This window comes from Alteromonas profundi (assembly GCF_010500865.1).
In the GTDB taxonomy this organism is placed as follows: domain Bacteria; phylum Pseudomonadota; class Gammaproteobacteria; order Enterobacterales; family Alteromonadaceae; genus Alteromonas; species Alteromonas profundi.
This window is the reverse complement of record NZ_JAAAWN010000004.1, coordinates 142,319-164,383: the sequence shown is the minus strand read 5'-3', so window position 1 is coordinate 164,383 and position 22,065 is coordinate 142,319. Positions and strand designations below refer to the sequence as shown.

The 22,065-nt window shown below is 46.9% G+C and carries 18 protein-coding genes; 4 read left to right on the top strand and 14 right to left on the bottom strand.

Going from position 1 to position 22,065, the window contains the following annotated elements:
• Positions 1-165 precede the first annotated feature (165 nt).
• From eda to GTH32_RS04525, 7 genes are all read right to left on the bottom strand, one after another.
• Positions 166-783: a bifunctional 4-hydroxy-2-oxoglutarate aldolase/2-dehydro-3-deoxy-phosphogluconate aldolase gene (gene eda / locus GTH32_RS04555; protein ID WP_163084057.1), complete on the bottom strand. Its 618-nt coding sequence runs from the start codon at positions 781-783 to the stop codon at positions 166-168.
• Positions 784-800: 17 nt separating this feature from the next.
• Entirely contained in the window at positions 801-1,742 is a 942-nt protein-coding gene (locus tag GTH32_RS04550; protein WP_163084146.1) for a sugar kinase, read from the bottom strand.
• Positions 1,743-1,909: 167 nt separating this feature from the next.
• On the bottom strand, positions 1,910-2,254 hold the full coding sequence (locus tag GTH32_RS04545; RefSeq protein ID WP_163084056.1) for a cupin domain-containing protein: 345 nt from the start codon (positions 2,252-2,254) through the stop codon (positions 1,910-1,912).
• 5 nt (positions 2,255-2,259) lie between these two features.
• Complete coding sequence (locus tag GTH32_RS04540; protein ID WP_163084055.1) at positions 2,260-4,485, bottom strand: heparinase II/III domain-containing protein; 2,226 nt, start codon at positions 4,483-4,485, stop codon at positions 2,260-2,262.
• A gap of 14 nt (positions 4,486-4,499) precedes the next feature.
• A complete protein-coding gene (locus GTH32_RS04535) occupies positions 4,500-6,767 on the bottom strand; it encodes a polysaccharide lyase 6 family protein (RefSeq protein ID WP_163084054.1) in 2,268 nt (755 codons plus the stop codon).
• 99 nt (positions 6,768-6,866) lie between these two features.
• The gene (locus tag GTH32_RS04530; protein ID WP_163084053.1) at positions 6,867-7,745 is read right to left on the bottom strand and encodes an NAD(P)-dependent oxidoreductase; all 879 of its coding nucleotides are present in this window, start codon (positions 7,743-7,745) and stop codon (positions 6,867-6,869) included.
• A gap of 669 nt (positions 7,746-8,414) precedes the next feature.
• Positions 8,415-9,635, bottom strand: a complete 1,221-nt coding sequence (locus tag GTH32_RS04525) for an acyl-CoA dehydrogenase family protein (protein ID WP_163084052.1) — start codon at positions 9,633-9,635, stop codon at positions 8,415-8,417.
• 180 nt (positions 9,636-9,815) lie between these two features.
• Here GTH32_RS04525 and GTH32_RS04520 point away from each other — a divergent pair, with 180 nt between their 5' ends.
• The 4 genes from GTH32_RS04520 (at position 9,816) to GTH32_RS04505 (ending at position 14,179) form a co-directional block, all read left to right on the top strand.
• The gene (locus tag GTH32_RS04520; protein ID WP_163084051.1) at positions 9,816-10,739 is read left to right on the top strand and encodes a LysR family transcriptional regulator; all 924 of its coding nucleotides are present in this window, start codon (positions 9,816-9,818) and stop codon (positions 10,737-10,739) included.
• Positions 10,740-10,779: 40 nt separating this feature from the next.
• Complete coding sequence (locus tag GTH32_RS04515) at positions 10,780-11,541, top strand: MBL fold metallo-hydrolase (protein ID WP_163084050.1); 762 nt, start codon at positions 10,780-10,782, stop codon at positions 11,539-11,541.
• A gap of 266 nt (positions 11,542-11,807) precedes the next feature.
• A complete protein-coding gene (locus tag GTH32_RS04510) occupies positions 11,808-13,193 on the top strand; it encodes a YcjX family protein (protein ID WP_163084049.1) in 1,386 nt (461 codons plus the stop codon).
• A gap of 2 nt (positions 13,194-13,195) precedes the next feature.
• A complete protein-coding gene (locus GTH32_RS04505; protein WP_246223137.1) occupies positions 13,196-14,179 on the top strand; it encodes a YcjF family protein in 984 nt (327 codons plus the stop codon).
• Between the two features lie 6 nt (positions 14,180-14,185).
• Here the strand turns inward: GTH32_RS04505 and GTH32_RS04500 are convergent, their stop codons facing one another.
• From GTH32_RS04500 to thiC, 7 genes are all read right to left on the bottom strand, one after another.
• A complete protein-coding gene (locus tag GTH32_RS04500) occupies positions 14,186-15,412 on the bottom strand; it encodes a threonine/serine exporter family protein (RefSeq protein WP_163084047.1) in 1,227 nt (408 codons plus the stop codon).
• A gap of 208 nt (positions 15,413-15,620) precedes the next feature.
• Positions 15,621-16,745, bottom strand: coding sequence for a 2-iminoacetate synthase ThiH (gene thiH / locus GTH32_RS04495; protein ID WP_163084046.1), 1,125 nt, complete (start codon positions 16,743-16,745; stop codon positions 15,621-15,623).
• Positions 16,745-17,512, bottom strand: coding sequence for a thiazole synthase (locus GTH32_RS04490; protein ID WP_163084045.1), 768 nt, complete (start codon positions 17,510-17,512; stop codon positions 16,745-16,747). Before GTH32_RS04490 ends, thiH begins: the two co-directional genes overlap by 1 nt.
• A gap of 1 nt (position 17,513) precedes the next feature.
• The gene (gene thiS, locus GTH32_RS04485; protein WP_163084044.1) at positions 17,514-17,723 is read right to left on the bottom strand and encodes a sulfur carrier protein ThiS; all 210 of its coding nucleotides are present in this window, start codon (positions 17,721-17,723) and stop codon (positions 17,514-17,516) included.
• Positions 17,720-18,466 carry a HesA/MoeB/ThiF family protein gene (locus GTH32_RS04480; protein ID WP_246223136.1) on the bottom strand — a complete coding sequence of 249 codons (747 nt, stop codon included), beginning with the start codon at positions 18,464-18,466 and terminating at the stop codon, positions 17,720-17,722. Before GTH32_RS04480 ends, thiS begins: the two co-directional genes overlap by 4 nt.
• A complete protein-coding gene (thiE, locus tag GTH32_RS04475) occupies positions 18,456-20,060 on the bottom strand; it encodes a thiamine phosphate synthase (RefSeq protein ID WP_163084042.1) in 1,605 nt (534 codons plus the stop codon). Before thiE ends, GTH32_RS04480 begins: the two co-directional genes overlap by 11 nt.
• Positions 20,057-21,961 (bottom strand): phosphomethylpyrimidine synthase ThiC, encoded by a 1,905-nt coding sequence (thiC, locus tag GTH32_RS04470; protein ID WP_163084041.1) that lies wholly within the window; start codon positions 21,959-21,961, stop codon positions 20,057-20,059. The genes thiE and thiC overlap by 4 nt, the downstream gene beginning before the upstream one ends.
• Between the last annotated feature and the right edge of the window lie 104 nt (positions 21,962-22,065).

The following is a 22,065-nucleotide window of genomic DNA, read 5'->3' as shown; positions in this document are numbered from 1 at the left end:
GGCGGCGTTCAACCTACTAATGTGGTTTGAGAGATAAAAATAAATGCGCTTAACTGGTTAACCAATTAAGCGCAAATAAATGATATTAGGTAAACATAACGTTAACAGGTAATTGTTACACATCCTTAGCCTTGCACCAAAAATGTTGTTTTAACCTGTGGGCTATTATGCAGTGGCTTCGCGACACGCCTGGGTAATTGCATCCCACTCTTTGTTCTCTACCCATTGTGGTTTGGCCACCCAAGTTCCGCCCACAGCGAACACATTATTTAAACTTAAATAACTGTCTTTGTTGTCTTGGTTCACTCCCCCGGTGGGGCAAAAGTTTACCGTTCTAAATACCGAAGAAACGGCTTTTAAGAAAGGTGCGCCGCCCGACAGTGAGGCTGGGAATAGTTTTTGTTCGTTAAAGCCAAATTCGTAGGCCATTAATATATCGCCCGTATTAGACACGCCCGGTAACACGGGTACGGCTACTTCGCTTAGCGCCTGCAACAAAGTTGGCGACACGGCAGGGGTAACAATAAAGTCAGACCCAGCATCAAGCGCTTGTTGCAGAATGTCGGTGTTAATTACCGTACCAGCACCTACTTTTAACGAAGGAACTTCTTGTTTTATTGCCGATAATGCGTCTAACGAAGCCTCGGTTCTTAACACAACTTCCACCAACGAAAGTCCGGCTTCTGCCATGGCTTTTGCAATGCCTACACCTTGTTCTGGGGTGTCTGCTTGTATAATAGGTAACAATGTCTGACCCGACATTAGGTCTGAAAACAATTTCATAGTTTCTGTACTCGTGGTTAATTCACATTAAAGCCAATGTCACTAAGGGCCTGTTGAAATACATCGGCGGGGGCAATAGCGCCGGGCTGTTGAATAACAACACCTGCTGCTTGTGCAGCTAACCCTATGGCGTCTGCTACCGACTGTTGATTAAGTCGCGCGCCTAAATACACGCCATTAAAGGCATCGCCTGCCGATGTGGTATCTACCACATGGGTTACAGGTATAATGGTGTGATCAACGGTTTCGTTATCGCAGTGGCTAACCACAGAGGCAGCGCCATTTTTAACAATGATTTCAGGAACATTGAAAGGCGCACAAAATGCAATAACGTCTTCGGCATTGTGAAGATTGTATAGTTCGGTGAAATCTTCTACCCCAGGTAAAGCGATATCGCAAAGGGTTAGCGCCTTTTCAATTTGCTCCTTTGCTTCATCGGCACCCTGCCAAAGGCGTGCACGATAATTAGGGTCAAACACCAGAGTTACCCCTAAGGCTTTTAACTTTTCCATTATCTGCCAAAACTTGTCACGATGGCTTGGCTGTATTACCGCCAAAGAAATACCTGAAATAAACAGCATATCGTTGGCACTAAAACGTGCAATTACGCTGTCATCTAAAAAGTCGACAATCTCACGGGCCGCAGAGTCGCTACGCCAATAAGTAAAGCTGCGTTCACCGGTTTCATCTGTTTCAATAAGGTATAAACCCAAGGTTTTATTGGGGTGACGGAAAATAGCATCGGTGGAGAGGTTTTCACCTTCACAACGGTTAATTAAGCGCTGGCTAATTTGATCGCCACCCACCGCGGTTACAAACGACACCGCAGTTTCAGGAAAACAGCGTTTTAGGTAAACGGCAGAATTGTAAACATCGCCGGCAAACGACTGATTCATGGTCGATTCGTCAGTCGATTTTAGTTCCATCATGCATTCGCCAAGGAAATAAATATTTTTCATCATGACTTACTCTGGTTTTTCAATGGTTCAATATTAGGGCCTGTTACCCGTACACCTCAGCTCAGCAAGAAGCGAGGGGAGGTTCAGACTCAAGCGCCCTATGACGAACGCGGGTACGTAATTACCAGCCGCTGCCATTGTGGGCAGCAGCGGCAATTTGCACCTTATTATTCTTCTATAAAGTCTTCACGTGCAGGGCTGAAGGTGTCTATTAAAACGCCGCCAGTAGGGCAAATTGCACCATGCTCTGCATAAGGAGGAATAAGGCAGCTGTCACCGGCTTTAAGCACTTTCATTTCACCGTCGATGGTAAAGTGAAACTCGCCCGATTCTACGTAAGTTACCTGCGAATGACGGTGCTTATGGGTATAGCCTTCTGCGCCCTTATCAAAGAACACTTTTACTGCCATTAGCTCTTCGTTGAAGCCGAGCATTTGACGCTTTAAACCGCCACCTAAATCTTCAACTTTAGTTTCGTTACCAAATAGAAAATGTTCGCTCTGCTTTTTCATAGTATTTACTCCTGATTATTCTCTATCACATAAGTGGCGAGACGCCCTTTCAGTGAATAAGACAAGTTTTGATAGTTAAAAGATTGTTCGGTATCGCTGTCTGCCGACGTAGCGGTATTCACTGCTACAAGGTACTTAACCTCACCAAAGTCCAGGGTGACTAAGATAAGTGCTTCTTGCTCACTAAGGCTAACGTCACTAATGCGGCTAATAGCACCTAAGGTGTACTCTTTACTGGGGTTATACTCGCCATGGGGTTCTAACACCGACACAAATTGATGACGTTTTTGCCCGGCAACGCGGCGGATCACCGCTTTTTCGTTGCGCAAATTGAAATTAGGGTCGTTGGCACCTAATTGGGTAAATAAGAACTGCTCATCGCCGTTAACCACGCTGGTTTGGGTATAAAAGCGACCGTTGTCGTTTAGCCAAGTTACTTTAGCAAGCCCTTCGCTTGGCTGGCTTTGCGCTTGTAGCCATAAGTGCTGATACCCGTTGTTATCGCCAAGGGCTGAAAGCGTATTGGTATGCGCATCTAATGGGAAGTTGCTGTCAATAAACTGCCCTTGGTAGTACAAAGGAAGGTCGTACTGATGTTCAGCGTCTGAGACTACATCGAAAATATCAATGGCAATAGTTTGTTGTAGTTCAGGCAATGTTACTAACGCAAGCAGACGCGACATATCTACCCCGTCATACGCGGTGTCTATGTGTGCACTGGCTACCGACCCATATTGATTGGTTTCAAAAAAGGCGAGGGTAGGTGCATGTTGGTTTGCGCGCTCAACATTGCCGTTAAAATGACTGGCTTCATCTACCACCACGGTATTGTGAGCGATGGTTTGCTTCGCGTAGCTTTCGTTTTCAGGTAAATACCGGCCACCGTATTTCGCTTCAACATTTAAGAAGCGCGCAGCGCCATAATCTGAAACGATCTCGTTGCCTAGGTCGTAAAATTGCCAAGTAAGCTTGTCGAAGTGACCATGGCCTAAGCCTTGCGCAGCGGGCTTAAATAGCAAAGCTTGTTCGCCGTTAATATCACTACGCATAATAACCAAGGCGCCTTGCTTACCATCGTGGCCATCGCCAAAGGCTACAGAACGAAAATCGTACGCAGTGGCTAACCCTTTATCTAACGCGTTTGCCACTTTTAAGCCGTCACCTGAAAGAATAATTTGGTCTTGCTCGCGGGCAATATCTAAATAGCCCGTATCGCCAGTGCGGCCATACGCAATAGTCACAGCGTGAACCAGTTCTATGGTGTCTGTGCCTTTGCTCTTAATTGCATCGTTAATGGGGAAGAACAACCCGTTGTAGCTAAGTTGAATGGTGGTATCGATAGCTTTTTGCAATACGCCATCGCGGTAGCCAAAAATATCACGATCAGGCTCGTTATTTTCAATTGCCTTACCAAAGGTTACAAATGGCAGCATAGCAAAGCGCTGATAGTACGGGCCTTCGTTGTAGTAGCCTTGCGGAGAAAACAGCATTTCTAGCTGCTTCAAAAAGCCACCTTTGCCCGATTTTTCAAGGTCGTATAGTGCAATTTCAACCCACTCAGGCTTATCAAGTACATAGCCTGTCATACCCACGCCTGCGGTAGCCCATGTACCGTGATTGTGTACCTTATTAAAGGTAGAGGGCTGTCCAACGGATAAAAACTCGGCCACCGGGGTTAGCAAGTCTTGTTCAATTTTTTCAGCAGACGAGGTAGATAACGCAGGGTAAATAAGGTCGTATGCCTGAATGGTGTATACCAACCACATCGCTTCATTTAGGCTTTGCCAAAACAGCTTGCCGGGGTTTTGTGCTTTAACTTTACGCTTAGGGTGCACATCAAGGGTAGGGTATAAGTTAGCGTATTCAAGTAACATATCGCGTACGAAGTCGGCATATTTGCGCTCTTGGCTAATTTGATAAATTAGCCCGGCATCGTACATAATTTGATAGTTTTTCTTATGGCGCTCGTGGGTGTAACCGCCACCGCCATCTTTAGGCACAGGCACCACAATGGGCTGACTGATTTGCTCATCAACTCTGGCACGTACCTTTTTATATTCATCGGTAAAGCGGCCTGGCTGCGTTACCGCCTCACGCATTTTATCAACATCGCTGGTAGTAATAACCAGGTTTGGGTGTGCTGCATAAGCGTTGGCCTGCAGCAGCGTGGCTAATAGCGCAAAACCTAACAGGCTAAACCATAGTAATTTACTTCGCTTAAATAGTGTCATATCCGTTATCACCTCTACTTCGCTGAACTTTGTTTTACAACGTTATCTTCAACTTGGGCAGTATGTGGCCCTTTAAAGTGAAGTTCCTCTACGCTGGGGGCCTTAGTGTCGGTGAAGGTATTGTTCACTATCACGGTTTTGGGTTCGCCAACAGTATGCTCAACCACAATAGGTGCCGACGCAGATATTGTGTTGTTTTTTATTGTTGTTACCTGAACACCATGTAGATAAATACTGGCTTGCTCTTTGTTTCGCTTGCCTAGGCCAATGTTGGTAAGGGTGTTATCGGTCATAATGAAATGGGGGCCGAAGGTACTTTCGTCTGTACCACCACGGTATAGTTTTACTACGGCGCCTTTTACATTTTCAAATTGGTTGTTACGTAAGGTTACGTACTCAGCGTTATAAATACCTAAGTCTTCAATTTCTTTATTTAAGCGAAGAATGTCGCCGCTTACGTTTTTAAACTGATTATCTACAAGTGTTATTTCATCAGCAAAGGCGCCAAAGCCGGTGGCGAAGAAATGAAACGAATGGTTAATGTCTAAGTCAACCAGCGTAGAGTTAGTCATAATAAAGCGGTAATTTTCTAACATGCCCCATTTTTGCGTTCTTACTACGCTGTTACCGGCTGAATCTGGGCTATTACTACCGGTAATAACAAGGCCTGTAAGGGTTAAGCTGCCACCATCGTGAATTTCAAATAGCGCTGAACGCTGGAAGCTCAGCTTCGCTGTGCCTTGTTGCTTGGCGCGTATAGTGAGCGTTTTGTTTATTTTTATTAGCTTAGGTATGTCATATTCGCCGGGGGAAAGCTCCAGAATATCTCCGTCGCTTGCTTGTTCAACAGCATCAAAGAGTGCACCTCGCTTTGCGCTTACCACGTGGGTTTCGCCAGAATTAAATTCGGTTACCGCAGGTGTTTTCGGGTACCAGCTAACACCAACTTGGTCTTTTGAAATTACCTTAAGATCACGCGGCGCGCCGGCTTCTGCCATATCGCCTGTGGGGTACAATAAGCCATTATCAGCACGTTCTAGAGCAACGCTTTTACGTGCAAACCCTGAAGCTACGTCGTCAACAACCTTGGTATTGCTTATGTTGTTGGCAAAGGTAATACCGCTTACGTCATCAAATAGTGTAAAGGGCTGTTGTTGGCTTTCATTTATTACCAAGTTATGGGTGAATTTACTATTAATAGGTACGGCGCTACGTTCGCTATCGCTACCGGCCGCTAATTGAATGTGGTCAACATTAATCAGTGAGTTGTGGCTAATTTGGGCGTTTTCTACCTGATGGTAACGGTTGATAGGCGAATTGGGTACGCCATTCATTACCGTAAAGCCACTACCGAAACGATAACCGGTGAGCCCTTCAAGGTAGTTATTACGAATAATTTGCCCTTTATTAATAACGCGAATGCCGCCCGTGTGCTCTACGCCGTTACCGAGGAAAATATTTTGTTCAACCAAGTTGTTGTTACCATGGCGCAACGTTAACGTGCCGCGGGCAGAAAGAAAGACATTGCCGCGTAATGTGTTGCTGCCAGATTTCACTGAAATAATTTCTACTTCACCATTGGTTTGGTCGAAAATATTGTTTTCTACCAAGGTGAAAGAGTCGCTTAATGAATAGTGGCTTGTGCCAATACGTAAGGTTTCGCCGCCGTTTGAACCAAACGTAGGGCGGTATCCAAAATAGTTATGATCAATTTTGTGGTGGTTTTGTTGGCTGCGTTCGTCGTTAAGTCTAACGGCAACCGTTACGCCTTTATTGCGTTTACCCACTATGTGGCTGTGGTCAAGGCGGTTGTGCTTGCCATATAAGGCCACCCAGTAATCAGATTCACGCTTATCCGGATTATTGAAGTTGTCAATAACCACTTCGCTAACACGGGAATGGTTGGCCAGATTATCGCTATCTTGTCTAAATTCGATAACCGAACTGCTTGGTGTATAGCCGTGTTTAAATACTAACCCTTTTACCACAAGGTATTCACCCGCTAATCTAAGGTTAGATTGCCCGGTTAAAATTACCTTACCTTTGGTTTCGGCAGTTAATGTGATGGGGGCGCTCTTTGTGCCAATTCCTTTGAATAAAATTTCAAAGTCTTCCCAGCGACCGTTCTTTAATACAACGGTATCGCCAGCAGATAAATTTGTCGCGATTTTCTGGTAAGCACTTGGCGTGTCTACCTGATATTCCTTGGCCAATACACTTGACGTTGTAATGGCTAACAGTACCAGGCTAGTAGCAGCAAAAAACATAGTAGATAAACGCATAAACACTCTTTTGGTCAGCAAGATTAAAGCGCCCACGTTATGCAAACTGAATAACATCAGGTTAACTAACCATAGGCGCATCACATCTGGGGTTTGTAGTTATTTAGCTAACTTTTTAAAGTAGTCAAAAATCTCAGGTACATTGCCATTCCCCATACCTGCATCAAATGCGGCTTGTAGGTTGGCAGATGAGCCTTCAGCAATTTTAGACTCGGTGCCTAAATCGCTTACCATTTGAAGGAAATAACCTAAATCTTTGTTTGCGTTAGCGATAGAGAAACCGAGGTCGCTTACACCATCAACGGCATAGTTCTTACAAAACTGCATGAATGGCGAGCTAGAGGGGCCGGTAGACATAATATCGAACAACTGTTGACGATCTACACCCGCTTTGTCGGCTACCGCGAAAGCTTGCGACATAGCACAAACAGTGGTCATACCCATGAAGTTATTAATAAGCTTAGTGGTGTGGCCTGCACCTAATGCGCCAAGGTGGAAAACATTCTCGCCCTGATCGTCAAGTACCGGCTTCACTTTGTTGAAGATTTCTTCATCGCCCGCGGCCATAATATTGAGCAAGCCGTCTTTAGCATGTGCCGGTGTGCGGCCAAGTGGCGCATCAATCATGCCTACACCCTTTGCCGCTAAGTCTGCGCCAATTTTACGGGTTGAAGCAGGGATAGAGGTACCAAAATCAATTAGCACAGAACCTTCTTTAATGCCTGCTAGTATGCCTTCATCGCCATATACCACTTTTTCTACAATGGCAGAGGTGGTTAGACATAGCATTACGATATCTGCTTCGCTAGCCAGTTCTTTCGCCGAGTTAGCCGCAGATGCGCCACGTGCCGTACAGGCCGCAACCGCGTCTTTATTTAAATCCATAACAATAAGTGGGTACCCTTTGTTTTGCAGGTTCTCCACCATATTACCGCCCATTAAACCAAGGCCGATAAATCCGATTACAGGTTTTGACATGAATAACTCCTAAGTATGTTGTGCATACTTTTATGAGTATGCGTCTTTCCACCCCTCTTTATGAGGCATGGCCAGTGGTAAAGGTGTGTAACCGATTGTGTAGAGCCTATGGTGTCGAATGGTAAGGTTTCTTTTTCGAGTGCCACAACTTTTTTACAACCAATCATCATTGCTAAACAATATATTAACTCGCCAATTTGTCAACCAATATGTAATTATTGGCTAGTATTTTGGTTTGCTTTTGTTCTGCAAGATGGGTAAGCACGGGTAAAGGTTAGTGCCATTTAGGAGTGTAAGAGACGCGAGTAGGCTACGAGAGTGCGCAAAGTGAAAGAGGTAAACAAATGGTGTGTTTAGGTGGCTGCGACTGGCTGAGTAAGCCTTTAAAACAATTGGGTTAGATAGGTGAGACAGTGGGTTAGGTGCGGCAGGCAGGCTGAAAAGAAAGGCGCCAGCATAGGCTGGCAAGTAAGTTTAATTGGTCAGTTTATCAAGGGACAACCCCTTACCTAAAAAGAGGTTGTCGCTGTTTAAAATTACGGTGTGTTAAATTTTTGTGAATTCATTGGGTTGTGGAAATTGGTAGCAATTCCCTGCTGCGTTACCCGGTTAAGTTATAGCTATACACACGGCCATGTACACGGATAAGCGCAGCCGTGCATATCCCTGCTATTGGTATTTTTTGAGTTCTAACCGCGAAACCATGCCTTTATGTACTTCATCGGGGCCATCGGCTAAACGTAATGCCCGTGCGCCTGCGGCAAAGCTTGCCAGAGGGAAGTCACTACACATGCCCGCGCCGCCGTGAAGTTGTAATGCCATATCAACTACGCTTTGCAGCATATTTGGCACTACCACTTTAATAGCAGAAATTTCTGTCATGGCGTGTTTTACGCCGAGGTTATCAATTTTCCACGCGGCATGCAGGGTAAGTAAACGCGCTTGCTCAATGGCCATACGTGCCTCTGCTACCCGCTCTAGGTTGCCCCCTAAGCGTATAATTGGCTTACCAAACGCCACCCGTTCGTGGCCTCGTTTAAGGGCCAGCTCAAGCGACTTTTCCGCCATACCAATAGCGCGCATACAGTGGTGAATACGACCAGGGCCTAAGCGCCCTTGAGCAATGGCAAAGCCTTTGCCTAACCCCATAATAATGTTGTCTTTGCTTACCCGTACATTATCAAAATGCATTTCTCCATGGCCATAAGGGGCATCGTAGTCGCCATAGGCATCGAGCATACGTTTAACGGTTACGCCCGGTGTGTCCAAGGGCACTATTACCATACTATGGCGGCTATGTTTGTCGTTGTCTGGGTTAGACAACCCCATGAAAATAGTAAAGGCGGCGTTAGGGTGGCCAAGGCCTGTAGACCACCACTTCTTACCGTTTATTACTACCTCATCGCCATCTTCGATAATCGTGGCTGCCATATTGGTGGCATCTGATGAGGCGACGTCTGGCTCTGTCATTCCAAACACCGAGCGAATTTCCCCGGCCAGTAACGGGGTTAACCACTGATCTTTCTGCGCTTGATTGCCAAAGTGATATAAAACTTCCATATTGCCAGTATCAGGCGCATTACAATTGAATATTTCGGGCGCAAATAGGTATTTTCCCATACGCTCTGCCATGGGGGCATACTCCAGCGTAGTAAGGCCCTCACCTAACTCAGCGTCGGGCAAAAATAAATTCGCCAGTCCTGCTTCCCGTGCTTTTACTTTTAAAGCTTCAGTGCCCGGGTGCAACTTCCATTTCTTCCAATCGCCGTGGTTATTTTCTTGATGGTGAAAACGGTACACGTCTTTTTCTATTGGCGCGATGTGTTCGGCAATAAAAGCGTCTAGCTTTGCCAGCAATGCGTTTGTTTTGTCGTTATGTGAAAAGTCCATAAATAGCCTCATCGGTGACGTAGGGTAGAAGCGAGATCTCGCTTTTAATTTGTGCAAAAGGTTATTGCTAAAGCATAGTTAACAATGACAAATGAATGAAATGAAATATAATCCAAGTATTGTGTGAATACTGTTCATAGTGCTGACATGGCTACCCCGTAGCTTAAGAGGACAACCCGTATGCCCGATAATCGGCAATTTGAAAAGTTAGATTTAAACTTACTAAAGGTGTTTGAGGCGTTGTGGTTACATCGCAATATGACGCGGGTAGCTGAGGCCTTACATATTACACCCTCTGCAGTTAGCCACGCTATGCGCCGGTTTCGAGATGTGCTCGGCGATCCTTTGTTTGTGCGCGAACGCCAAAGCATGTTACCCACTGCCGCTTGCGAACGCTTAGCGCCCTCAATACTTAACGCGTTAGCCGAAATTAGAAAAGCACTAGGTCAGTTTAGCCACTTTAATCCTGCGCTTAGTCATCAACGCTTTGTCATCGCCATGCAAGAGTCGTTAGAGTTGGCCGTGTTACCCACCTTGTTATCTACCCTAGAGCAGGCCGCGCCAAACCTTGAGTTAGTAAGTACTCGGTTACAGCGAGACACCATGGAAACCGCGCTAAGTAATCGTCATCTTCATTTAGTGGTAGATATTGGTCGCGCAGTGGCGCATCCCGTTTCTCACTGCTTATTACGCAAAGACAATTATTGCGTATTGATGAAGCAAGACAGCCCGTTGGTGAACCGCTTAGACAAAGAGGCTTATCTGGCCGCCCGACATATTACTGTTTCTAATCGGGCTAAAGGGGCTTCGGTGGAAGAGATTGCCCTTCAGCAGTTAGGCGTGGATAGGCCTTCGGTATGGCGTTGTCAAAGCTATCGTGCTGCCGCTGATGTGGTAGCGTCCACCGGTGCGATACTCACCCTCCCGGGTTCGGTGGCCCACGCTATTGCCGATGACACCTTGGTGTCAACGGCTCTGCCCTTTAGCTTACCGATACTGGAAACTCACCTGTATTGGCATAGTCAGCAGGAGGGTGAACCTGGGCTTATGTGGTTGAAATCACTTATACAGCAGCTGTTTTCTGACTCTGGTCTAACCAGATAGGCTTTGCTAATATAACAAATCGCTAACAATTGAGTGATTTATGAAAGTACACAAGCTGTCGGGGTATATTCAAAACATCTATTTGGTAGAAGATAGTCAAGGGTTGCTGCTACTAGATGGCTGCAGCCGCGCCGATGTTGACAATGTGTGTCACTATATCAGTCATACCTTAGGCCGCGCCATTAGCGACTTAAAACTTATTGTGGTTACCCACATGCATCCCGATCATGCCGGTGGAGCCATGCGTCTACGTGCGCGTACTGGCGCGAAAGTAGCGGCACACCCTAAAGCATCGAATTGGTATAAAGGGCTGGCGGGACGCACCGCTCACTCAATAGATGTATTACTCACCCGGTGGGTGGCAAAGCGAATAGGTAAGCCACGGGTACCGCTATGGTATAACCCAATATTGTCGGCGGATATATTGGTTTGCGACAATCAACGCTTGCCTATCTTTAACGATTGGCAAGTGCTGTACACGCCGGGGCATACCGATCACGACCTTTCGGTTGTACATGTACCGTCAAAGCAGGCGTATATCGCCGATGTTTTGGTGCAAGTGAAGGGAAAGCTCGTTCCTCCTTATCCCTTGTGTCACCCCAATCAATACCGAGAAAGCCTAAAAAAGCTGGCGCAGTCACAAATTGAAACATTCTTTTGTGCCCATGTTCCGCCCACCGCCAAAGATGCTATTGATTTTGACCATGTTATTCACAACGCACCGCGCAAGCCTAAGAACCACTGGCACTCCAGTAAAAACCGTATTAAGAAAAAACTGTTCGGCTTAACCCAAGAGCACTAGTTTTTAGCGGCACAAAATAACTGTATAGCCTGCGAAACCATGGCACTGCCCTTGCTTTTACGTGGGATACAACCACATTTAACCTTATGCTTGTTAATTACCTCTAACGCTATGTGTGTCGAACTAGGTGAACCTTGCCTTTTTTGTTTTGTGCCGTGGGGCCAGTACGCCTTCGATTGCCGCGCATGTAGCGCGGTATCTATAAGGTAGGCCTGGTGTGTTAACCCCGCACCTATAGCTAGAGAAAAGGACGTAAACGCAACACTATGCAAAAGAATATCGCCGCTTTATTAGATAAGACCCTAGCTGCTGCGTCGCTAACTAGCGACAAGTTAGCGGATGTATTTAGCAAAGAAACCCATAGGTTTACCATTACTGGGTTAAGCCGTAGCGGTAAGTCGATGCTTTTTACCAGCTTAGTTACTATGCTAAAAAGTAGAAGTGAAGAAGGTTATGCGTGTTTACCTTTGCTGCGTTATTTACCGCCCTCTCAAGTTCTCGATATTCGTGTGGCCCCTATTGAAGGGTATAAAGCATTTCCGCAGCTAGATAATTTAGCCGCTCTTGAGCGCGGCCAGTGGCCCGCCGCCACCGAAGAAGCCTATGGGTTTAAGTTAATTGTTCGACTAAAGCAAACCGCATCATTAAAGCGTCATGTTATGCCGCATACCGATGTGGTTTTTGAGTTTATTGATTACCCCGGCGAGTGGATCACCGATATTCCAATGCTAAGTAAAACCTATGCCCAGTGGTCAGATTCCGCATGGGCACAACTAAGCAGTGGCCCGCAGCAGTACTTTGCCGAAGGCTGGAAGCAGGTGGTGAATAGCTTTGATTTTGAGCAACCGCCTAGTCCCGCGCGTATTCAGCAGTTAGTACACGCGTACAGACAATACTTAATTGACGCGAAAAAGCAGGGAATATCCCTGTTACAGCCAGGCAGTTTTTTGCTCGACTCTAGCGATTTCGACTGGCAAGCCTTTGGCTTTACGCCCTTACCATCAAGCATTACCAGTGACGTGTCTCATCCCTGGTACAAAGCGTTTGATACGCACTTTGTTACCTTTCAACAACAATGGTTAGCGCCACTTAAACAATCTATTTTTAAAGAAACCGATAAGCAGATTATTTTGGTAGATTTATTCGAGGGGCTAAACCACAGCCGACAACACTTATACCAGCTAAAAGAAACCTTAAGCCATTTGGCCGATACCTTTGTTTACGGGCAAAGCAGTTGGTTTTCCCGTACTGTGCTTAAAAAAGAACAAATAGGCAAAGTGGCGTTTGTAGCCACTAAAGCCGATCTTATTCCGGTAAATCAGCGTGATAATTTACTCAGCCTATTAACCCAGATTACCGAAGGTGCCCGGGCTAGGTTTGATAATAAGCCCATTCAATTTGAGCATTTTTTGGTGTCTGCTATGCAAGTTACCGATGACGGCAGTAATGATAGTGCTATTCGCTATACCGATAGCCAAGGGCGTTACGTTGAGTCTACCTTCGAGAGTGTACCTAGAACGCTTAAAGAGATGGAGGAGGGCGCGCACTTCCCTGTACCTCAGGCGCAAGTTCCTCGCGATTACAAAGCCCGTATTCTGGCCGGTAAAGGCGTTGACAGACTACTACAGTTTTTATTGGGTAAAGGAGAATGAATATGAACAACCCCAACCCTACAGCCCAAGCGCATAACACGCAGGCACCCGATAGCCCAGAAACAGCAACAGAAGGGCCTGCATATCGTACCAAGATAAACACCCAAACCTTAGATGTGGAGCCACCAACGACCAAACTACCTGCTCAGGTAGAGTCTGACGCCTGGCAAGTTGATGCGGAAAAGGGAGGCATGTCACTGGGCGTGGCTACCTTAGGGTTAGGTGTACTTTCGGTGCTTGGTTTCTTTGTATTTGAAGCTTATACCACACTCACGGCCAATATGACTGAGCACCCCATAGGTACGGCGTTAGTAGGCACTGTGCTGGCTGGCTTTGTAGCAAGTTTCAGCTACTTAAGTTTTCGAGAGTGGCGTGGTTATAAACAAGTGAATACAGCCATGGATGATGCATGCACTATTCGTGAACTTTTACAGGATAAGCACGATGCCCGCAAACGCAGCGATTTACGTGTGGATACGGTGACAAACGTTTTAGCCACCCATGGCAGTCGTTTCTCAAAAGGGTCTTATGCTGCCCAATGCTTTAAACGTTACCAAAGTGCATTGCAAAACGATATGAGCGCCAGTGAACGGCTGGGGCTATATGAAGATACCGTGCTTTCACCGGTACAAGAAAAAGCCCATAAAGTGCTTAATAAAGAGTCGATAACGGCAGGAAGTTTAGCCTTTATTAGCCCCAATAATCTTATTCAAACGTTTGCCGTTGTATGGATAAGTTTTCGTACTATTCGCCGCATGGCAAGGGTATATGGTTTACGGCCCAGCACGGCAGGTAACTGGAAGTTATTAAAAGTACTTGCGCAAAATATTGCGGCCCAAGGGGTTTTCGACTTAGCCACCGATGAAGTTGCTAATCAAATTGGGGGCAGCCTATCGGCAAAATTTATGGAAAATTCTGCCGAAGCTATTGCCGCCGGAGCACTTAATGCGCGCCTTGGCCGCGCATTAATTAAGCTTCTTAAATAGCGCTATTTACAGCGCTTTTTTGGTGGGCATAACCACGTTGGCAAAAATTAATCCTGCCACTAGTGACATGAAGATGAGAAATACCTCTTGCCCTAAATGGTCGGCTTGAACAAAGTCTTGCCCCGTCATAAACGAGTTTAGCCCAATGTAGGTTTTAGACCCGGGTACCAATACGATAAGCCCGTGCATAGCCACTATGGTTGCGGGCTGATGCACTATACGGGTAAAAGCATTGGCGAATATCCCCAGCGCAAATGCTCCCACGAACGCCCCTAGGCCGGGGCTCATATAATCTGAGCTCCATGCAGTAGCACTATAGGCGATAAAGGCGGCGGCCAGCGCCCACGGAATATGCTTAGCGCGGGTGCGAAAAATAGCCACTAGGGCAATACATAATAGTAACACTGACAGCCAGGTTGCCCAGTAGGGTAACGATGCTGCCGGCGTATACACGTTTTCGCCAAATAAACTAAACCCTGCAGACACCCCCAAAAAGGCGCCAAAATAGAGCTTAAACAACTGCATGATAGCGTCCATGGTGCGCGCCGTGCCCGATACCATATTGCGTGATGATAACTCGGCTAACCCCATGGTTAATGCTAATCCGGGCACGAACACAATTACCGAGGAGAGTACAACTAAGGGAATATTAATGCCTGGGTCTACATAGCTGCCAATGGCACAGGCCAAGAGCCCAGCGATAAACGCTGTCATGGGTTCTAACATTAACTGCACGCGTTTAGAACGCTCAGACCACAGTGTCCATACATAGGCTAATAACCCAAGTGCGCTCGACCAACCAATTTCTGACCAGCTTGCCCCCATGAGCATGGCAAATGCGCCTGTGGCCATGGCAAAGCCTGCTCCAGTGGGTATCTTGCCGTATAGGCTTCCCATGGCGTCAATTTCATCAAGACGCGCATTGGCTTCGCTAAGCGACAAGTTGCCAGCCAATAACGAACTCGCCAGTTCATCGGTTAGCGACAGCGCGTTCATATCTAGCTCACCGGGTAGCAAGCGAGCAGCATGGTTGTACTCATCTTCGTGGCGATCGCTCCAGATAACGATAGTTAAGGAGGTGGGGGTAGAAATAAAGGATGCGTTTACCCCTAAATAAGTCGCTACTTCCGTTAAGTAGGCCTCTAACCGAAACGCAGGAGTACCGTACTTGTGCAGCATTTTGCCAAGCTTAACAATAAACTTTCGAATTTGAATAAATTCAATGGTATCCAAGGTTTTTCCTTTACAGCGACTAAACGAAAAATGAGAAAATAGAGTAATTGGGAGCAAACCCTAGCCAAAGAAGTAATTTCTATGTTGGCTAAAATTTGGCCGGATTGTACGGTTGCTTTTCGCTGAAAGCAAAACAAATTTTCTCTAATTTTCGCTTAGAAAAACTAATGTGGAGAAGTATGCTGTTTGTTGCCTTAGATGGAGGTATTTAACCGACGTGAGGGAACCTTAACCAGTCTTTCCATACTGGCTCTAACCCTTGTTGTTCTATGGCGTTTATCACGTCTTTTACCGGGCGATTATCGTCAATATCAAACTGGTTAAGAGCCGACGATGGCTGACTGTAACCACCAGGTTGTGTTTGCGAGGCTGCCGACATTGAAGTGACACCTAATGAGAGCGCGCCATCGCGAAAACGGGCCGACTCCCGGGTAGATAACGACACCTCGGCCTGGGGGTTAAACAGGCGATGGGCACAGATTAATTGAAGTAATTGAGACTCATTTGGCAACGCAAGCGCTGAAGCGTTGTTGTCGTTACCTTCACAGCGTCGTAAGCGAGGAAAAGATATTGCCACACGGCTACGCCAATAATGCTGCTGAATAAGTTGGCCGTGCAATGCGGTCATTACACTGTCTACTCGCCAGTTACCCAACCCAAGCAGCGCGCCAATACCAATTTTATCGATACCTGCAGCACCCACTCTATCACTTGTGCCTAGTCGCCATAAAAAATCCTGCTTTTTGCCACGGGTATGGTATTTAGCGTAATGCTGTGGGGAATAGGTTTCTTGGTAGACTAAAACCGCATCTAACCCTAATTGTTTAAGGGCAACGTATTCGGTTTGCTTTAACGGCTGAACTTCCATCATTAAGTAACTTACGTGTTCGCGAATAGCTTTTAAGGTGGCCATAAAATAGTCAAGGCCCACTTTAGATTCGTGTTCACCAGTTACCAATAAAACTTGGCTAAACCCCATGCCACTAATAGCGTCAATCTCTTGCTGAATTTCAGAGATTGTAAGCGTAGTACGTTTTATTTTATTGCTCATGGTAAAGCCACAATAGCTGCATTCGTTAGCGCACAAGTTGGATAAATACAAAGGCACAAATAAATTCATTGTATTGCCGAAACGATGGCGGGTAAGCTGTTGTGACAACGCTGCCATCTCTTCTAAATAGGGCGCGGCGGCGGGAGAGATCAGCGCCATAAAATCGTGTAAGTCGCGACTCGTTTTGGCAAGGGCGCGTTCTACGTCTTTGGCCGTTTTGCTGTTCACGCTTAGCGCAATATCCGATAAATCTTGTTGTAATAACGCTTTAGCAACCTGCATTAAGAGGGCTCCAAAAAGGCGGTTAGCGGGCTGGTTGCAGCGGCACGGGTACTTGTTGTGCCTAACCCAGCCTCATAAGCGATGCGACCAGTTTCGACAGCGCGGGCAAATGCCCCCGCCATGGTTACAGGGTCTTTTGCAGTAGCAATGGCAGTATTGACCAACACACCGTCTACGCCCATTTCCATGGCCGCCATAGCGTCGCTAGGCTTACCTATGCCCGCATCCACAATGACAGGTACGTGCGACTGTTCCACAATAATTTCAATGAAAGGTTTAGTTTGCAGGCCTTGGTTACTGCCAATAGGAGAACCTAACGGCATTACGGCTGCACACCCTACTTCTTCTAGCCGCTTACATAAGACAGGGTCGGCACCACAATAAGGCAATACGTAGTAGCCTTTTTTGACTAACGCTTCGGCCGCTTTGAGCGTTTCAATAGGGTCGGGCAGTAAGTAGCGTTGTTCGGGGTGAATTTCCAACTTTATCCATTGGCTGCCAATGGCTTCATAAGCCAGTTCGGCAGCAAACACGGCTTCTTCAGCAGTTTTGGCCCCTGATGTGTTGGGTAATAGTGTTATATCTAACCCTCGCAGCGCTCGCAACGTAGCATCGTTGCTATGATTTGCTGCCACGCGCTTCATTGCAAGCGTCACTAGCGCGCTACCTGAAGCACTCACAGCATCGCGCATAACGGTGGCGTTGCTGAATTTACCTGAGCCCGTTAATAAGCGGGATGAAAAGGGATGATTTGCAATTGTCAGCATATTAGCCTCCTGCCACTAGGGTAAAAATATCAAGATGATCGCCATTGCTTAAATACGTCGTCGACCACAAGGGTTTGCTCACAATAGTGCTGTTAAGAGCAATCGCGGTGCCTTCTTCATCAAGGTGATTTAGCGCCACCAGTTCGCTAATTGATATAGGTGAAATGCATGATAACGCTTCATTGTTTACATTTATGTGAATACAGGTCATTGGCATACCTCACAGTGTGGGAAAGGCGCTAAGGAAAATGATTGCAAGGCGGGTTTAACTGCGTTGTAAACCAGGTACTGCCCCCATTGAATGTCGGCGTGTTGTTTGTTTGCTAAAAACAATAACGCTTGCGTCGCTTGATGGCAGGCTGCCATGGCTACCACCGGGCCAAGCACCCCCTTAGTGGTGCAGTCATCCCGAATTTTTATTTGCGATACTAAACAGGCGTAACACCCCTTTATGGGGCGCTGAAACGATAAATTTATGGCTTGCCATGTGCACCCGCTCGCCGCTGCAATAAAAAGCGGTAACTGTTTACTCGCGCATGCCGCGTTTACCTGTTTTCTTTGTTTTACCTCATCGGTGCAATCAAGCACGCAATTGGCATTGGCAAGTATGCTAGGCAAGTTGTTTTTATCAGCAAACAAGCTTTTTATATGAAGGGTTACCTCAGGGTTAACCTTGTTAAGTTCTCGGCTTAAAGCGCGGGTTTTAAGCTCGCCTAAATGCATTTCGTTATAGGGAACCTGACGGGCGAGGTTACTCATTTCCACTACATCGCCATCGACTAAGGTAAGGGTGCCTACGCCGGCGCCTGCCAATAACCTAGCCGCCAGACTACCTAGGCCGCCAAGGCCAATAATAACAGCATGGGCATGGGTAAGGTTGTGCTGCCCCTCTTCATCAATAGCGTCAACTAATAATTGCCTGCTATAACGGGTAATTTCCTGTTTAGTTAGCAAAACCGGCCTCCTTTGCAAGGTCGTAGTAGGCACTAAAGGGGTTGGCCGCTTGAGTGATAGCTGTTACCACCGCAATGCTGCTTACCCCCGTTTGTGCCACGGCTTTAACGTTAGATAAATTAATACCGCCAATAGCCACGGTGGGGATACCCTCACACAGCGCAACATATTCTCCGAGGCGTTCAACCCCTTGGGGTTTAGATGGCATAGTTTTAGTGGTGGTTGGGAATATATGACCTAAGGCAATATATGAGGGCCTTAGCCTTTTAATACGCTGAATTTCAGCATATCCATGGGTTGAGACACCCAGCCTAAGGCCCGCTTTACGAATGGCGGTTAGGTTCGCTGTCGCTAAATCTTCTTGGCCTAGGTGAACACCATAAGCACCATGTTCAATAGCCAATTGCCAGTGGTCGTTTATAAATAACTTGCAATCGCTGTGTTTGGTTAATGCTACAGCCTTTTGAATCTGTGCGGAGATAGCCTCTTTTGTGCCGGTTTTTACTCGCAACTGTATTATGTTAACCCCGGTAGGAAGTAGCTTAGTTAACCATGCAGCATCCTCTACCACAGGGTAGATGCCAAGGTCGCTACGGGGGTGCCCGGGCGCATATAAAGCAGGGAAGGGGGCGGGGGCGCAACGAGACAGGACATCGCAACGAGGCAGGACATCGCAAGGCGATACGGCCTTGCGAAGAGATACTGGGTCGTTCTCGCCAAAGCATACCGAAGGAAAATCAGAAGGGACGCTAGGAAAGCCTACTGCTGGAGCCATCGCAATTTTGCGTGAACCACAGTGCCGCGACTGGGCTGAATGTTGCTTTTTATTAGATGCAGCTAGGGCGGTTGCAAACGCTGCCGCCCTTACTTGTTTTAAATACGCATTCGCAAGGGTTAGCGCATCGGCAATAGCATAGTCTTTAACCCAAAACGCACATAGTGCGCTGGCAAGCATGCAGCCGGTGCCGCGTAATGCCCCCGCCAAATCGCGCGGTTGGCTAAAGGTAATACGGGTATCTGCACTAATATAGGTGTCAGTCGCTTCATGCTGCCATTTTGCGTGTCCACCTTTGGCAAAGATAGCCTTAGCACCAAGTGAAAGCAGCGCCTCCAGCGCAAGCGAAAAAACCTCCTCACTGTCAACTGTTAGGCCAGTAAGCACGCCTAGCTCATCAGTATTAGGGGTAATAAGGTCCACATGTGCCAGTAGTGCGCGAATACTATTACTGCTTAAAACACTAAGCGTACCACCGCTTGAGGTTGTTAATACTGGGTCCCACACTACAAAAGGCTTGGGTTTAGGCAGGGTCTGCAGGCGGGCGCAGAGCACCAAGGCTTGTTCATCATTGGCTATGGCGCCAATCTTGATAGCCCCGGGCATATCTTCACTGGCTAGGGCTTGCCATTGTTCATTAAGGTTACTTGCCGATGTAGGCTGCGTGCACAATAAGGCGGAACTTGTTTGCGCCGCCACCTGAGTGCTTATTGCGCAGCCGTGTACACCAAGATCGGCAAGGGTAATAAGGTCGCGGGTAATGCCCGCGCCTCCGCTGGTGTCTAGCCCACCAATACACCAAACTCTCTGTTGTGTCATGGCAGCTCTACTTTACGGTCTGCGCTGTGATAAAGCTCTGCGCCGGTTTGATTAAAGGCCTTTGCCATATCTTGCATGCCTTCAGCCTGTTGCTGCAATTGTGTTTGCCTTGCTACGTCTCGTACTTCCTGAGATATTTTCATGGAACAAAACTTAGGCCCGCACATAGAGCAGAAGTGGGCTACTTTGCCAGACGCCTGCGGCAGCGTTTCATCATGATAGGCTCTGGCCGTATGGGGGTCTAATGCAAGGTTAAATTGGTCTTCCCATCTAAATTCAAAGCGCGCTTTAGACATAGCATTGTCGCGTATTTGCGCGCCCGGGTGACCTTTTGCTAAATCAGCGGCATGGGCGGCAATTTTATAGGTAATTAAGCCTTGCTTGACGTCTTCTTTATTGGGTAAGCCCAAATGTTCTTTAGGTGTGACATAGCAAAGCATGGCACAGCCGTACCAGCCAATCATGGCTGCGCCAATTCCCGAAGTAAAATGATCATATCCAGGTGCTATATCGGTGGTTAATGGGCCTAAGGTATAAAAAGGCGCTTCATGACAGTGAGTGAGCTGCTCTTCCATATTGGCCTTTATCATATGCATTGGCACATGGCCTGGGCCTTCAATCATTACCTGAACATCGTATTTCCAAGCAATTTTGGTAAGCTCGCCAAGTGTACGCAGTTCGGCAAATTGCGCTTCGTCGTTAGCATCTGCTACGCTGCCCGGTCGAAGGCCATCACCTAACGATAAAGATACATCGTACTGCGCACAAATTTCGCAAATTTCACCAAAGTGCTGATACAGGAAGCTTTGCTGGTGGTGACTTAAGCACCATTTGGCCATAATAGACCCACCCCGCGACACAATACCGGTAACACGATTAGCTGTCAGTGGGACATATTCCAGCAAAACGCCCGCGTGTATGGTGAAGTAATCGACCCCTTGTTCTGCTTGCTCAATGAGGGTGTCTTTAAATATCTCCCACGTTAGCGCTTCGGCCACGCCGTTTACCTTCTCCAACGCTTGGTAAATAGGCACCGTGCCTAACGGCACTGGGCTATTGCGCAGCAACCACTCTCGGGTTTCGTGAATATTACGGCCGGTAGACAGATCCATAATAGTGTCTGCGCCCCAACGCGTGGACCATACAAGCTTTTCTACTTCTTCCTCAATCGATGAGGTAACCGCTGAATTACCAATATTGGCGTTTATTTTCACCAGAAAATTCCGCCCAATAATCATAGGTTCAAGCTCAGGGTGGTTAATGTTGCAGGGGATAATAGCGCGGCCAGCCGCCACTTCTTGGCGCACAAATTCTGGGGTAATGGTGGAAGGAAGGTTAGCCCCAAAATGTTGGCCATTATGCTGTTGCGTAAGTACCTCATCTTGTACCAACTGGCGGCCCATATTTTCGCGAATGGCTATATATTCCATTTCAGGGGTAACAATACCCTGGCGGGCATAATGTAGCTGGGTTACCGTTTTTCCTGCTTTTGCTTTTTTAGGTTTTGCGGCGCGAACAAAACGAAAGTCTTCAGTGAAAATATCGTTTTCACGTGCTTGGGCAAAGGTAGAAGTTACCCCAGGCAGTTCTTGGGTATCGTTGCGCTGGTTTATCCACGCATTGCGTAAAGGTGCAAGACCTTTATGAACATCAATAGTTTGCTCAGGGTCGCCATAGGGGCCTGACGTATCATAAACAGGGATTGGCGGGTTAGGTTCAAACAGCGGGTTTTCTTCACTTCCTCCTACTAAACTATCGTGTTGATGAATAAGGCGCATGGCTACCTTTATGTCATCGCGGCTACCGATTTCGTAGTGACGAGTGGCGTTAGGGAACGCTTCTCCAGAAAGTTGATTGATAAATTGTTGCGCTTGCTCGCGTTGTTGGCGTCGTGTCGACATAGCATTTTGGCCTTTATATGTTGGCGTTTATTAAAATGCTTGTCAGGAGTGATGAAGAATATGAGGTGCAACGAAGGACTTACTCAAAAGATACACGCTATAGA

Coding starts and splice junctions, on each gene's coding strand:
- eda (WP_163084057.1), bottom strand. CDS start 783: ATGAAATTGTTTTCAGACCTAATGTCGGGTCAGACATTGTTACCTATT.
- GTH32_RS04550 (WP_163084146.1), bottom strand. CDS start 1,742: ATGAAAAATATTTATTTCCTTGGCGAATGCATGATGGAACTAAAATCG.
- GTH32_RS04545 (WP_163084056.1), bottom strand. CDS start 2,254: ATGAAAAAGCAGAGCGAACATTTTCTATTTGGTAACGAAACTAAAGTT.
- GTH32_RS04540 (WP_163084055.1), bottom strand. CDS start 4,485: ATGACACTATTTAAGCGAAGTAAATTACTATGGTTTAGCCTGTTAGGT.
- GTH32_RS04535 (WP_163084054.1), bottom strand. CDS start 6,767: ATGCGTTTATCTACTATGTTTTTTGCTGCTACTAGCCTGGTACTGTTA.
- GTH32_RS04530 (WP_163084053.1), bottom strand. CDS start 7,745: ATGTCAAAACCTGTAATCGGATTTATCGGCCTTGGTTTAATGGGCGGT.
- GTH32_RS04525 (WP_163084052.1), bottom strand. CDS start 9,635: ATGGACTTTTCACATAACGACAAAACAAACGCATTGCTGGCAAAGCTA.
- GTH32_RS04520 (WP_163084051.1), top strand. CDS start 9,816: ATGCCCGATAATCGGCAATTTGAAAAGTTAGATTTAAACTTACTAAAG.
- GTH32_RS04515 (WP_163084050.1), top strand. CDS start 10,780: ATGAAAGTACACAAGCTGTCGGGGTATATTCAAAACATCTATTTGGTA.
- GTH32_RS04510 (WP_163084049.1), top strand. CDS start 11,808: ATGCAAAAGAATATCGCCGCTTTATTAGATAAGACCCTAGCTGCTGCG.
- GTH32_RS04505 (WP_246223137.1), top strand. CDS start 13,196: ATGAACAACCCCAACCCTACAGCCCAAGCGCATAACACGCAGGCACCC.
- thiH (WP_163084046.1), bottom strand. CDS start 16,745: ATGCAGGTTGCTAAAGCGTTATTACAACAAGATTTATCGGATATTGCG.
- GTH32_RS04490 (WP_163084045.1), bottom strand. CDS start 17,512: ATGCTGACAATTGCAAATCATCCCTTTTCATCCCGCTTATTAACGGGC.
- thiS (WP_163084044.1), bottom strand. CDS start 17,723: ATGACCTGTATTCACATAAATGTAAACAATGAAGCGTTATCATGCATT.
- thiE (WP_163084042.1), bottom strand. CDS start 20,060: ATGACACAACAGAGAGTTTGGTGTATTGGTGGGCTAGACACCAGCGGA.
- thiC (WP_163084041.1), bottom strand. CDS start 21,961: ATGTCGACACGACGCCAACAACGCGAGCAAGCGCAACAATTTATCAAT.